We start from the raw sequence: 14,650 nt of genomic DNA, 5'->3' as shown, positions 1-14,650 counted from the left end.
AATCTTACGTCCACCGACTCACGTAGTCTGAGAAGGCTTCTTTGTACTGATCACTTACCGGCACAAGGGTGCCGCCGATTTGGATGCTGGTCTTTGAGATGGCTTCGATCTTTTCCAGGCCCACGATGTAGGAGCGGTGTACCCGCATGAAGCGGTGCGCCGGGAGTTTCTCTTCCAGGCTTTTCAGACTGGTGAGCGAAAGCAAAGGCTTGGATTCTTTTTTGAGGTGTACTTTTACGTAGTCCTTCAAGCCTTCGATATACAGAATATCGGCGTAGGCCACGCGGACCAATTGATATTCCACTCTGAGAAACAAGTACTCCTCGGGCGGCACGGCATGCGAGGAATTGACAACCGGCCCCGGGCTGACCTCGGCCTTTTTCACCAGATCAAAATAGGCCCTGGCTTTGCTGGCGGCGCGGAGAAACTCCTCGTAGTTGAATGGTTTCAACAGATAATCCAGCGCGTCGACCCGGAAACCTTCGAGGGCAAAGTGATTGAAGGCCGTTGTGAAAATAATGCGTGGAGCTGAGGAGCCGGTTATACCAGCCGGCCCTGCCGATTTTTCCAGTACCCGTGCCAGCTCAATCCCCGTTAGGTCGGGCATCTGAATATCCAGAAACAACACATCCACTTCTCCTTCGTGCAATCCCTGCAAGGCTTCCACTGCGCTGGAATAACGCCCCACCAGATTAAGGAATGGGGTCTTTTCTATAAAGGCGCACACCAACCCCAGAGCCAGCGGCTCGTCGTCTACGGCAATACAATTCAGCGTCGTCATACGGCGTCGAGTTCGAGGTGAACTTTGTATTCGTTTTCCTGGCGGTCTTCCTGCACGTCGAGCTCATAGCGACCCGGGTATAGCAAGTCGAGGCGGCGGCGGGTATTGACCAGCCCGATGCCGTTGCTTTCTTCAAGATTAGTCGATTGTTTGGCCGAAAACAGCGTATTCTTGACTTCAACGTGAATTTTGGCCCCATTCTGCCGGATGATAATCTCGATGCGACTGGGCTGAGTGGCACTTACGCCATGTTTGAAGGCATTCTCGATAAAAGGTAGAAACAGCATGGGTGCGATGGGTACATCACTCATCGGGTTCGGCGGAGTAAGCTGCACCGTCACTTTGTCAGTGAGACGAAGCTGCATCAGCTTGATGTAGTCCTGGGCAAAAGCAATTTCCTGGCTGAGCTGCACCGTACCCTGCTGGGAATCGTAGAGAACATAGCGCATCATGCGCGAAAGTTTGTGGAGTGCTTCCCGCGACGCCTCCACATCAATGACCGTGAGGGCGTAAATATTGTTGAGTGTATTGAAGAAAAAGTGCGGGTTAATCTGCGCTTTCAGGAATGAGAGTTCCGATTCGGTTTTGGCGCGTTCGAGATTTTGCCGGAGTTGGGCATCGTGCTGCCACTTCTGCACCGCCGCCACGCTGGTACTTATGGCGATCATCATCAGGGCGGTGAGCAGCGAGAAATAATCGAGTGAGTCCTCCCGGCGCATGACGCCCGAATTACGCACGGCCTTGAAAGCCGCCTCCATACTTTCACGGAGGTTCACCCAGATTTCTACCCTTTGCACCAGAAACGACACCAGCAACACCGCCGCTGTATTGAGCAAAATAAACCAGGCCGTCCGGTTATGGAAGAGCAGGCGGGGAATCCAGATTTTGGTATTGATATAAAAAACGGCCAGCAGAAGTCCGAACAGCACGGCTTGCTTTATCCAGAATTGCATGGGGATGGTAATCTGCCAGGTGAGCGGCTGCCACAACAATAGGATCGAACCCAGCAAGGTCCACACTAAAACGTGGATCAGCCAGGGCATATATTTTCGGGAGGTTTCCAAATCAGTTCAAAGTGGAAAGTGGAAAATTGAGAGTTCCGATCGGGGTGCTATCGGCTAATAACTTCATTTCTCCCCAAATACTCACAACAACACTACGTAGTACTTTTCAAAGTTAGTGGTTGGAATCGACCAACCACCAGAGAACCTAGACGAATGCCGCAATCCGTTCGGCGAATACATTCTCCAAGACCCGACGAAAGGAATAAAGCGCTTTCATCGGGTGAAACAGGCAGTTCATCTATGTCATCATCCCGTTCATCTATTACCTAAAAACCCTTGGGCAATAAGGTAGTTATTTTGAAGTATCTAAAATTTCAAACTGAGACGGATTGTACTTTTCCTTATTTAAAAATCTAACAGCATCCCTTTATCACTTAGCTATGAAAAAGTTATTCACGCTAACATTTCTACTTACCTGCGGCCTGAGTGCCGTTTCTTATGCCCAGCGGCCCGAAGGCGCGGGTCGCCCTCAGGCAGAGCCCAGCACGAACATTCCCGGCACCATCGACAACTCTGCGCGGGGCAACGGTAAAGTCAGCGGCACCATCAAAGACTCTGTGTCGAACCAGCCCGTCGAATTCGCTTCGGTCTCCCTTGTCGACATGGCAACCAATCGTCCTGTCGACGGTTCTACCACCGACGATAAAGGCAAGTTCAGCATGAAGAACATCGCCGACGGAAACTACAAGCTTATGCTTTCTTTCATTGGCTATAAAGGAAAGCAGATCGACAAGATCAAAATAGACGGACGTACCAACATCGAGCTGGACGATATCGTATTGACACCCGACGTAGTGCAACTGGATGCCGTGACCGTAACCGGCCAAACCCAGATGATCGAGGAGCGGGTGGATCGGCTGGTATATAACGCCGAGAAAGACATTACGAGCAAAGGCGGTGATGCCACCGAGGTAATGCGCAAGGTACCGATGCTGAGCGTAGATCTGGACGGCAACGTGTCGTTGCGCGGCAGTTCAAATGTGAGAGTGCTTATCAACAACAAACCCTCGACCATCCTGGCCAGCAGCGTGGCCGACGCCCTGAAACAAATTCCTGCCGACATGATCAAGTCGGTAGAAGTGATTACGTCACCCTCGGCCAAATACGACGCCGAAGGTACTGCCGGCATCATCAATATCATTACCAAGAAAAACACTTTGCAGGGCGCGACGCTGGACTTCGATTCCGGCGTTGGCAACCGGGGAGCTAACCTTGGCCTGCGTGGCGGCTATCGCACAGGTAAGATGGGCTTCAACCTGGGCGGATATGGCCGGATTGGCTACAACATTCTCGGCAAAGGGGATAACCTTCAGGAAGGCGTTAAGAATGGTGTGCCTTTCTCAGTACGCCAACTGACGGACTCGAAAAACACCTACGGGTTTGGCTCCTACAACCTGGGCTGGGATATGGATATCACCGACAAGTCGTTTATCACGGCCAGCGTCCGTTACGGTACCCGCAACTCGACGAGTTCGCAGGAGATTTCCACGCTCAACTCGTTCGGCACCACTCCCGCCAAAAATTCTTTCCGCGATGTGGATGTAAAGGATCTTTCCGGGACGGTAGACGTAAACGTGGACTACACCCGTCAGTTGAAAAAACCGCAGCAGGAGTTCAGCATCCTGACGCAGTTCAGCCGCAACAACCGCACCAACGACTTCGACGCCAATCTGTTCGACTCAGCCACATCCTCCACGCTTTTGGGCCAGGAAGGCAACCGCAACGGCAGCTACAATCAGGAAAGTACCGTGCAACTCGACTACACTTCGCCCATCAAGAAAAACCAGAGCATCGAATTTGGTGGCAAGGGTATCTTCCGGCAGGTGGACAGCGACTTCACTTACTATAGCACGCTGAATCAGCCCCGTCAGGCCAGCAGCCTGGTCTATGATCAGAACGTGGCGGCTACCTATTTGTCCTACACCATCTCTACCAAAAACAAGTACACTTTCAAAGTGGGCAGCCGTTATGAGTACACGACCATTGACGCCACGCAGGGCGAAGTGGGGCTGAGCATTCCCAACTATGGCAATCTGGTACCAAGCATCAACGTATCCAAAACCTTCAAAGGAGGGCGTACCGTGAAGGCCGCTTACAACCGTCGTTTGCAACGCCCAGGCATTCAATTCCTGAATCCTAACATCAATGCCTCAAACCCGCAGAACATCTCAGTGGGTAATCCTGACCTGTCGCCCGAATTGACCGACCAGTACGAGTTGAGTTCAAGCTGGTTCAAGAAATCAGTCTATATCAATTTCTCGCTCTTTGCCCGTAACACCAACAACTCCATCGAGAATGTACGCACGACCAGCGAGGAGGGCGTTATCACGACGACTTACGGGAACATCGGTCAGAAGCAAAACTACGGCGCCAACATCTTCGGAAACGTCACGCTGTTCAGTAAGTGGCAGATCGGCGGCGGTGTCGATGCCTACTACGTCTATCTGTCAAACAACTCTAACAACGCTTCGCTGGGCACGAGCAACTCGGGAGTGGTGGCCTCAGGTCGCGTCTTCACCAGTGTGACGCTTCCCAAGGGTTGGGGTATTCAGGGATTTGGTTTCACCCGGGGCCGCGACGTGCAGCTGCAGGGCTACTCGACCGGCTTCCGGATTTACAGCCTGGGTGTGAAAAAGGAGTTTGCCAACAAGCGTGGCAGCATCGGCATGAGCGCCGAGAACTTCCTGTCGAAGGCATTCAGAATGAACACAGTGCTGGAGACACCCACTTTCACCCAAACGAGCATCAACGACCGCTATATGCGGGGTGTACGGGTCAATTTCTCCTACAAACTGGGTAAAATGAGTTTTGACGACCAGCCCCGCCGCCGCCGCAAGAGTGTCAACAACGACGACGTGAAAAGCGGTGGTGACGGCGACGGCGGTGGTGGCCAGCAGCAAGCTGCACCTGCCGCCGGTGGCGGAAGGCCCAGGGGGTAGTTTGTGAGTTCATGAGTTTAGGAGTTTAGGAGTTAAAAGTTCGGGAGCGGGTTGACAATGAGCAACAGAGCCTAATCGAACCAGTAGTTTTTGTTTCCTGAATTCTTATAAACACGGGTTCCCAACGCAGCGGGAACCCGTGTTTTTTTATTAAAGAAGAAGAATAGTGTCAAGCATAGACAAAGCAACCGCAAAGGTGGCTCTGTCCTGAGCCCGTAAACTTTCGACTTTAAACTCGTAAACTCCAAGATGCAGCGTCGCGATTTTATAAAAAGCAGCCTGGCCGGAAGTGCGGGCCTGATGACCTTTTCGGCTGACAGTTTCCTCGCCGAAGGAGATTTTCCCGCCGAGCGCATTACCGATGGCAGCAATCCGCACTGGTTTGGGTACTACGATAAATTACAGATCGACCCCACGGGCCGCTACGCGCTGGGAATGCAGGCTCCTTTCGAAGGCCGCACGCCCGGTCCCGACGACCAGCTGGAAATCGGCCTGATCGATCTGCAGAACAACAACAAGTGGCGTAAACTGGGGATGTCCAATGCGTGGGGCTGGCAACAGGGTTGCATGCTGCAGTGGCTGCCCAACTCGGCCGAGGAGGTCATCTGGAACGACCGGATCGACGGCGCTTTCAGGAGCAGGGTCCTCAACGTCAAGACCGGGAAAGAGCGTATCCTGCCCAAAGCCATTTACGCCCTGGCCCCCAACGGGCAATTTGCCGTGGGGACTGAGTTCAACCGCATCCAGAACCTGCGGCCCGGCTACGGCTACGTGGGCATCCCCGATCCTTACGAAAAGGTGAAAGCCCCCAAAGACATCGGGATTTACCGCATGGATTTAAAGTCGGGCAAGCACCAAATGCTGTTATCGCTGTCCGACATGGCAGCCATTCCGCACCTGGGCGAATCGGTAGATACCTATTGGCACTGGTTCAACCATCTGCTGATCAGCCCTGATAGTAAACGGATGCTGTTCCTCAACCGTTGGCGACATAAGGTGCAGGAGCAGGATGGCGTACCCACTACGGAATTCATCACCCGCATGGTGACGATGGACACCGACACGGGCAAAGATCGCTACGTGATCGACCCTTCGGGCAATACTTCACACATTATCTGGGATGGCCCGGAGCGCATCCTGGCCTGGACCAAACCCATCGGCAAGGAGTGGGGTTTCTGGCTGATGGAAGACAAAACCCAGAACAGCGAACACATCGGCGCGGAAGCCATGACCGTCAACGGCCACAACACCTACATCCCGCACACCGACAACGAATGGGTTCTGAACGACACCTATCCTGATGCCAACCGGATGCAGACGCTCTACCTCTACAACATCTCCACTCAGCGGCGCGTGATTCTGGGCAAATTCCTGTCGCCGCCCCAATACAAAGGCGAGTACCGCTGTGACCTTCACCCCCGCGCCAACCCCCAGGGAAAGCAGGTCTTCTTTGACTCTACGCATGAGAAACTGGGCAGGCAGATTTATAAAGTGGATATCGGGAAGGTTGTCCGGGGATAGTTGAACTCTGCCGCAAAAGCAGTTAGTTTTTCTGGCCTCAAAACTTCTTTTATCTCCTCACTGATCGGCCTGTATTGAGTTAATAAAAAGATACTTGGTATTAAAATTTAATAATTTCATTAAATTACCGAGTGCTATCGTTTCTAACAGATTTCCTTACTTGATCGCTCGTAATCAAACCCGGCATGTGAACGACTAAACACTTGAGTATGGACACGCGAACCGAGGGAGATATATGGACGGATTTTGCGGCGGGTAGCCAGGAAGCGTTCCGGGAACTATACGACACCTACACCGATATCCTGTATGCCTTCGGGCTGCGGTATACGGCAGATCAGGAACTGATCAAGGACTGTATCCATGACCTATTTATCGATTTGCATACCTATCGGGCCGGACTGGCAGCCTCGCCCGACAGTGTCAAATTCTATCTGCTCAAATCCTTTCGCCGCAAATTAAATCTGGCGCTGCGCAAATCTTCCCTGTTTCAGCTCAACGGTTGGCTGGATCGCGACCACGCTCTTCCTTTCCCTCCGTTTTCTTTCAGCATTGAGCACAAAATTATGGCTGAAGAAAAGGAACGGGAGACCCTCGAAGCACTGGCGTACGAAATCAACCAGTTGCCGGACAGGCAGCGGGAAATCCTGTACCTGAAATTCAAACACGACCTTAGTTACGAAGAAATAGCCGCCTTGATGCAGGTTTCGGTGCCTACCTGTCGCACGCTGGTATACCGTGGGGTGAAGCAACTCCGGCAACAACTCAATGGTCTGCCTTTGGCCTCTATGCTGCTTTTATTGCTGGATTAACTTGCTTCATTTCAGGCTGTTTGTTCTATAACTGCTTAAAAACTAAAAAAAACTTCGGCCCGCGTCTATGGCGCGGGCTTTTGTCGCTCTATACTTATAAACAATGGCGTGATGAAACCGAAGAAACCACGTAATCTTGAAGATTTTCTGAGCGGGCGCCATGCATCGGATTCGTCTGGTGAACTACCTCCCGAGCAGCAGAAACTAACAGAGCATCTGAAAAACCTGTTTCAGGAAAACGGGAATGAGCAACTCAACGATTCCGAAAAGGAGGCGTTATGGGCTACCGTTCAGCAGAGTACGTCAGAGTCGGCAGGTCGAAGGAGCGTTCGGCTACCCGTATTCCGCATTGCCGCTACCGTATCGCTCCTGCTACTGGCGGGCTTCGGCCTGTATTTTTATGGTACCCGTCCTGATTCCGGCATGCAGCTTGCCGCAGAGCGTGCTGCCGCATCCGACTCGGCTACTAATACCCAGCTCATCCTCTCCGACGAGCAAACGATCAGCCTGTCCAATGATGAATCAGAGATTACCTACCAGGAAAACGGGGCAAATATCCGGCTGGATTCGGGATCGGTGATCGATCGCGGCTTCAATCAGAAGGACATAGTGTACAACACCCTGGTGGTACCCTACGGCAAGCGCTCCACCCTCACCCTGCACGATGGCACCAAAGTATGGCTCAACTCCGGCTCAAAACTAGTGTACCCGGCCCGCTTTTCGGACCGGCAAAGGGAAGTGTACCTCGACGGAGAGGCATACTTTGCGGTGCGGCACGATGCTTCCAAACCTTTTTATGTTCAAACCAAAGCCCTGGAAATCGAAGTACTCGGGACAGAATTCGACGTTAGTGCCTACTCCGACGACGCCGAGAGTTACGCCGTGCTGGCGCGGGGGAGCATCGAGTTGACGGCCAACAAGGACGCGCTATTTGGTAAAATAAAAAAGAAGTTGGTCCCCGGTACCAGAGCCTTGTACAACCCCTCGGCAGCCGAGGTGCAGGTAGCTTCGGTGCGGGTGGAAGAATATACCGCCTGGAAGGATGGCTACCTGATTCTGAGCCGGGTACCGCTGAACGAAATCCTGAAAAAACTGGCCCGCTACTATCGGGTGGAGCTCGCTGTGGAAAGTACCACCGCCGGGCAGGAGACTTTCTCGGGGAAGCTGGACCTGCAGGATGATATCACCCATGTACTGTCTATCATCTGCACCACGACTTCGCTTAGCTACGAGCAGCACGAAAGGAGGTTTGTACTTAAAAAGTGAGTTTTTATAAATGAAAAAGCGAAAGGCGCGCCAACGCCTTCCGCTCCGAATCTTCCTGCCGGCAAGCAGGAAAACAACTTAAACAATTGTATAACAAAAGTCTATCAAATGTATGAAAAAATTCGACGATTGTACGTGCGCTCTTCAGCCGGAGAGGCATGACCTAAATCTACTGAGAATCATGAAACTGACCGCCGCATTACTTTGGGTAGCTATGATGGGGGTAAGTGCCGAGGGCTTTTCGCAAAAAGACCGCATGGACGTACACCTTAAAAACGGCAACCTGGCTCAGCTGTTCCGGCAAATTCAGGAACAGACCGATTACCTGATCTTTTATAAGGATAAAATGCTGGAAGAAACCCCGGCGAATGCCCTGAATCTGGACATGACCAACGAAAAGGTTTCGGTGATTCTGGAGAAAGCCCTGCGGCAGTCGGGCCTTACCTACCAGCTCTCCGGCCGACAGATTGTCATCGTGCCAATCGCAAAAGAAAGAAGGAGCACGGCTCCGGTTTCGCAGCCGAAAGCGGAACCAGAGCCAGTCCTGGCTGATCCGCTGCGGTTGGTGTCGGGTATGGTGAAGGACGCCAAGGGGCAACCGCTCCCCGGCGCAACCGTAAAAATCAAAGGCACGCTACGGGGTACTTCGACCAACGGCGAAGGGCACTTCTCGATCGAGGCCGAAGAAGGCGAAGTACTGCAGATTTCGTACATCGGCTTTCTGGGTAAGGAAGTAAAAATTGGCAGCCAGACCAGTCTCACGATCCAGCTTCAGGAAGATGTGGCCGGCCTGGAAGAGCTTGTGGTCGTGGGCTACGGGGTGCAGAAAAAGGTCAACATCACGGGTTCGGTAAGCAGTATCGATGCCGAAGATATCGAAAGCCGCCCCGTCACCTCGGTTACCTCGGCCCTGCAGGGCCTGATGCCCGGCGTGACCGTCCGCAACAGTACCGCGCTGCCTGGCCAGGGTGCCGGCAGCATTCGCATCCGGGGCATCGGTACCCTGGGCGACTCGGAACCTCTGGTAGTGATCGACGGCATCCCCGGTGGCAACCTGAGTATCCTCAATCCCGACGATATTCAAAGCATTTCGGTGCTGAAAGACGCCGCTTCCTCGTCTATCTATGGGGTACGGGGAGCAAACGGGGTCATTCTGGTAACGACCAAAAAAGGCAAGGAAGGTACCCAGCCCAACATTTCGTACGGGGGGTACTTTGGGCTACAGACACCCACGGCTCTGCCCGATTTTCTGGGCTCGCCGCAATACATGCAGCTACTGAACGAAGCCCAGCGCAACGTGGGCCGCAACCCTACCTACACCGACGCCGAGATCGAGATCGCCCGCAATGGCTCTGATCCCAACTACTACGCCAACACCAACTGGATCGAGGAAATCTACACGCCCAGTGCGCCCCAGCAAAACCATAACCTGAGTATCAACGGCGGCGCCAGCAACCTCAACTACTACGTATCCTACGGCCTGCTCAAAGAAGGCGGCCTGATTACGGGCGACAACTACAGCGCCAACCGCCACAACATCCGGGTTCGGCTCAACACCACGCTGATCGACCGCATTCAGCTGGATGCCAATCTGGGGTACATCGACCGCAGCTACTCGGGCTCTTCCGAGGGCGTGGGCGCCGGATCGGGACCCATCTACGCCGCCCATCAGATACTTCCCCTGGTGCCCGTGCGGTTCACTACCGGTGGCTGGGGCTACATCGGCGGGCAACGCAATCCCATTGCCGTAACTACCGACGGCGGCACTAACACCTTCGGCTCGCAGGAATTTACGGGCAACCTGAACGCGACTATCAAAATAACCGACGGCCTGAGCTTGCGCGGACAGTACGGTTTGATCCAGTCCAATTCCAGCCGGACCATTTTCAACAAAACCATCAATTACTATAGTCCCGACGATGGCTCACTGATTTACCAGACGAACCCGGTGAATAAGATCGACGTGCGCGATTACATTTCCCGCTACCAGACCTTCATCGGAGTCCTGCAGTACGATAAAAATTTCAGCGATATCCACACCATTAATGCCATTCTGGGAGCTTCGCAGGAGAAAACAGTCGGTTCCAGCTTCGGGGCTACCCGCACCAATCTGGCTTCGCAGGACGTCCCCTCCATCAATATCGGGACCGAAAACCAGCTGAACTTCGGGGGAGCAGCCCACAACGCGCTGCAATCGCTCTTTGGCCGCGTCAATTACGGATTCCGCAGCAAGTACCTGGCCGAGGTCAACTTCCGGTACGATGGCTCCTCGCGCTTCGCGCCCGACGTCCGCTGGAACCTGTTTACCTCGGCTTCGCTGGGCTGGGTATTTTCCGAAGAAAAGTTTTTCAAAGGGCTCACCGATGTCATCGAGTCGGGCAAGCTGCGGGCTTCGTACGGCTCGCAGGGCAACGACCGGGTGGGCAGCGACTACGCCTATCTGGCCACGCTGGGTCCGGTCAACAACGTTTTTCCCATCGGCAACGCCTACACGATTGGCTACCGCCAGCAAAGTATCCCCAACCGGCTGCTGACCTGGGAGTCGGTCATCAAGAAAAATATCGGTCTGGATCTGGTATTTCTCGGGGGGCGCCTAGGAGTGACGGCGGATGTTTTTGAAAACAATACCAACGACATTCTGCTATCGGTACCTCTGCCCGACGTACTGGGCGTGGGCACTTCCTATCCGCCCCAGAATGCCGGTAAAGTTCAAAACCGCGGCTGGGAAATTCAGGCTTCGTGGCGCGATCAGATCGGTGATTTCCGTTACGCGATCAACTCCAACCTTTCGGACGTAAAAAACAAGGTCGTAAGCCTCGGCGGGGTACCTCCTACCATTGGCGACCGCATTCGTATGGTGGGTGAGCCCATCGATGCGTTCTATGGCCTGGTGGCCGAGCGCATGGCGCAGGAGTCAGACTTTACCTACGACGCCGAAACCCAGAAATATACTCCCAACTTCCCTATTATCGCTGGTGATCCGGTGGCTCCCGGCGATGTCATCTATCAGGATCTGGATGGCGACGGCGTCATCAGTCTGGATAAGGACCGGAAGGTAATTGGCAACGCCATTCCGCGCTTTACGTACGGCTTCCGGACTGAGCTGGGCTGGAAAGGTATTGATTTCAGCTTTTTCCTTCAGGGCGTGGGCAAGGTCGACGGCTACCTGCAGGGCGCTTCTCGCCACGCGCTGATCAACGAAGGATCATTGCCGCAGACTGTCCACCTGGACCGCTGGACACCCGAAAATACCGATGCCAGCTACCCCCGCCTCACCTACCAGCAATCGTACAATCAGCGGCTTTCCACCTATTGGCTGGAAGACGCCTCGTATCTGCGCCTGAAAAACATTCAACTTGGGTACACGCTTCCCGCCACGCTGACCCAGAAATTCCGGGTGAGCCGCTTGCGTGTCTACGCCTCGGCCGATAATCTTCTTACCAAATCCGATTTCTTTTACGGCTACGATCCCGAAACCCCGGTGACCAGCGGGGGCTTCTATCCGCAGGTAAAGACCTTCGTGTTCGGATTGAATATTAATCTCAAATAGTCAAATCATGAAAAACAAAATAGTATATCTCATTACGCTGCTTGCTCTCTCACTGGGTTCCTGTCAGGATGATTTTCTGGACCGGGTGCCCCTGGATGAAATCGCGGACGAAACCTTCTGGAAGAACGAAGAGCAGCTCCAGCTGGCCGCCAACGCCATTTATAACAACATAAAGGCCAAGAATACCGTCGATATGGAAAACATGGGCGACAACACCCTGTGGCCTTCCAATACGAATTATCTGCAAATTGGCAGCGGCAACTTCGGCCCCGACCTGGGTACTTTGAACAGCGAATGGCGTAACATGTACTCGGGCATCCGGGAGTGCAACACCTTTCTGGAAAACTACCAGCAGGCCGAAGTAGCAGTGCCTGCCCGCAAGGAAGCGCTGGCCGCCGAGGTCCGTACCATCCGGGCTTACCTGTACGGCTACCTGACGTTTTTGTTCGGCGATGTACCTCTCGTCACCAAAACGCTGGACATCGACGAACTCTACGGCCCCCGCGATCCGCAGGCTCAGGTCGTGGACTTTATCCTGACCGAATTGGAAGAAGCCGCCGCCAAACTACCCACGGCCATCCCCACGGGCAGCAACCTAGGTAAAATAAACAAAGGGGCCGCGCTGGCGCTCAAAGCCCGCTACTCGTTATACGCCGGTCGGTACCAGGTAGCCGAAAAAGCCGCCAAAGACGTCATGGACCTGGGAATCTACCAGTTGTTCAGCACGGGCAACCCCAAAACCAGCTACAATGCGCTCTTCACCTACGCGGGCAAACTGTCCGCCGGCAAGAATAAAGAAACGATTCTGGCGCGCCCTCATCTGGAAGAGGTCAATTATCACAACCTCAGCCGCGAGATTCAGGTACCCGACCAGAACGCCCGCTGGAATCCCACCAAATCACTGGTAGACTCCTACCTGATGATCGACGGCCTGCCCATCGAGAAGTCGCCGCTCTACGAGGAAAACAGCTACGAAGCTGTCTTTGAAAACCGCGATCCCCGCATGACGCAGACGATCCTGGCCCCCGGCTCGCCCTGGGGCGGACGCTACGACGGGAATCCCGCCAATACCGATCCGGCCATTTTTACGGCACCCAAGTTTCGCTCCGACCGCCGGGGTTCGGTGACCATTACCGGCTACTATTTTACCAAATATGTGGAGCCCTCCACGGTATCGCGGGTGGGCCGCGATGCCAATGACATCCACCTGATCCGCTACGCCGAAGTACTGCTCACCTACGCCGAGGCCCGCTTCGAGCAGGGCAAGCTGACTCAGGCCGATGTAGACCTGACCATCAACAAGATTCGCGCCCGCGTGGGCATGAAACCGATGGTACTCACCGAACTGACCGCCAACGGGCTGGACATACGTGAAGAAATTCGCCGCGAACGCCGGGTTGAGCTGGCCCTGGAAGGACAGCGTTACTTCGACATCCGCCGCTGGCAGCAGGGCGAACTGCTGGCGCAGGACGTGAAAGGCATGAAAGCCGCCTGGGCCGAAGTACCCGCCGACGTGGCCAACCTGCGTACCGACGAAGAAGGCTACATCGTGGCCGCTACGGGCCGTACTTTTGCCCCTAAAAACTACCTGTGGCCCGTCCCGCTCGAACAAACCCAGCGCAACCCTGCCCTGGGACAAAATCCCGGTTGGTAAGCGTTGATTCTTATGAAAAAGCTACTGTACGTTCTAGGCCTGCTGATTACCTTTTCCGCCTGTGGAAAAGGCAGCGAAACCGTGGAGAAAGAACCGGAGGTACCCGCCCGCAAAGGCGATCTCAAGGTGATGACTTACAACATCCACCATTGCAATCCGCCTTCCGAAAAAGACAAAATCGACGTGGCGGCCATCGCCCGGGTCATCAATCAGGAAAAGCCCGATCTGGTCGCGCTACAGGAGGTAGATGTCCACACCGAGCGCTCCGGCAAAAGTCTGGATCAGGCGCGTGAATTGGCCCGGCTTACCGGGATGCACTCGTATTTCAAAAAAGCACTGGACTATCAGGGCGGTGAATATGGCGTGGCCGTGCTGTCACGCTTCCCGATCGTGGATTCGGTGGGGTACCTGCTCCCCCGCAATCCCGAACTTGGTGGTGAAGATCGCGCCGTGGCGGCCATCACGGTGGAAGTACCCGGCAAAGGAAAAATCCTCTTTGCCAGCACCCACCTGGATCTTAAGGAAGGAAACCGATCGACCGAATCGGCGCAGATCGTGGAGCATTTCAAAGACGCGGAGCTTCCCATGATTCTGGGGGGTGATTTCAATGCCTTGCCCGAAAGTACTACGATCAGCTACCTCGACCAGCACTTTACCCGTACCTGCAAGCAAAACTGCCTGCCCACGATCCCGGTCGAAAGCCCCAACCGAACCATCGATTTTATCATGTTCAAACCCGCTGCAAGTTTCAAAGCGCTGTCTACCCGGGTGATTTCCGAGAAGTACGCCTCGGATCATTTGCCCGTAGTAGCCGAGCTGCGGCTGGACTAGATACTATCAAAGAGAGAAGTTGTACCACGAAGCCTGGGTTGGTCTGAATGTAATTCGGGCCGATCCGGGCTTTTTTTCTGATTAGTCTATCAAATTCTGAAAAAGTGGCATAAATGAAGCAATCCTATACATCCTCCTGCTTGGGAAACCCCTTTTCAGGCTCAAAAGACAAGTAACTCGGTTGAGACTACTTTTTTATTGCTACATTAGGTGACAAATAACTCAGTTCCCTCAA

At 53.9% G+C, this 14,650-nt stretch carries 9 protein-coding genes; 7 read left to right on the top strand and 2 right to left on the bottom strand.

What is annotated here, in order from left to right:
- Window positions 1-4: 4 nt before the first annotated feature.
- On the bottom strand, window positions 5-781 hold the full coding sequence (locus IE117_RS02195) for a LytR/AlgR family response regulator transcription factor (RefSeq protein WP_189562710.1): 777 nt from the start codon (window positions 779-781) through the stop codon (window positions 5-7).
- Window positions 778-1,824, bottom strand: coding sequence for a sensor histidine kinase (locus tag IE117_RS02190; protein WP_189562709.1), 1,047 nt, complete (start codon window positions 1,822-1,824; stop codon window positions 778-780). The genes IE117_RS02195 and IE117_RS02190 overlap by 4 nt, the downstream gene beginning before the upstream one ends.
- Before the next feature lie 401 nt (window positions 1,825-2,225).
- On the opposite strand from IE117_RS02190, the gene IE117_RS02185 reads away from it, so the two are divergent.
- From IE117_RS02185 to IE117_RS02155, 7 genes are all read left to right on the top strand, one after another.
- Window positions 2,226-4,784, top strand: a complete 2,559-nt coding sequence (locus IE117_RS02185; protein ID WP_189562708.1) for a TonB-dependent receptor — start codon at window positions 2,226-2,228, stop codon at window positions 4,782-4,784.
- A gap of 249 nt (window positions 4,785-5,033) precedes the next feature.
- Window positions 5,034-6,305: a hypothetical protein gene (locus IE117_RS02180; RefSeq protein ID WP_189562707.1), complete on the top strand. Its 1,272-nt coding sequence runs from the start codon at window positions 5,034-5,036 to the stop codon at window positions 6,303-6,305.
- Window positions 6,306-6,514: 209 nt separating this feature from the next.
- Window positions 6,515-7,114, top strand: coding sequence for an RNA polymerase sigma factor (locus IE117_RS02175; RefSeq protein ID WP_189562706.1), 600 nt, complete (start codon window positions 6,515-6,517; stop codon window positions 7,112-7,114).
- Between the two features lie 111 nt (window positions 7,115-7,225).
- Window positions 7,226-8,380, top strand: a complete 1,155-nt coding sequence (locus IE117_RS02170) for a FecR family protein (protein WP_189562705.1) — start codon at window positions 7,226-7,228, stop codon at window positions 8,378-8,380.
- 181 nt (window positions 8,381-8,561) lie between these two features.
- Window positions 8,562-11,930 (top strand): TonB-dependent receptor, encoded by a 3,369-nt coding sequence (locus IE117_RS02165; RefSeq protein WP_229580201.1) that lies wholly within the window; start codon window positions 8,562-8,564, stop codon window positions 11,928-11,930.
- A 7-nt stretch (window positions 11,931-11,937) separates the two neighbouring features.
- Window positions 11,938-13,584, top strand: coding sequence for a RagB/SusD family nutrient uptake outer membrane protein (locus tag IE117_RS02160; protein ID WP_189562703.1), 1,647 nt, complete (start codon window positions 11,938-11,940; stop codon window positions 13,582-13,584).
- A 12-nt stretch (window positions 13,585-13,596) separates the two neighbouring features.
- Window positions 13,597-14,415: an endonuclease/exonuclease/phosphatase family protein gene (locus IE117_RS02155; RefSeq protein ID WP_229580199.1), complete on the top strand. Its 819-nt coding sequence runs from the start codon at window positions 13,597-13,599 to the stop codon at window positions 14,413-14,415.
- The last annotated feature ends 235 nt before the right edge of the window (window positions 14,416-14,650 follow it).

Source organism: Persicitalea jodogahamensis (assembly GCF_014651615.1).
Classification (GTDB): Bacteria; Bacteroidota; Bacteroidia; order Cytophagales; family Spirosomataceae; genus Persicitalea; species Persicitalea jodogahamensis.
Note: the sequence above shows the minus strand (reverse complement) of the source record. Positions and strands in the feature narration are given on the sequence as shown.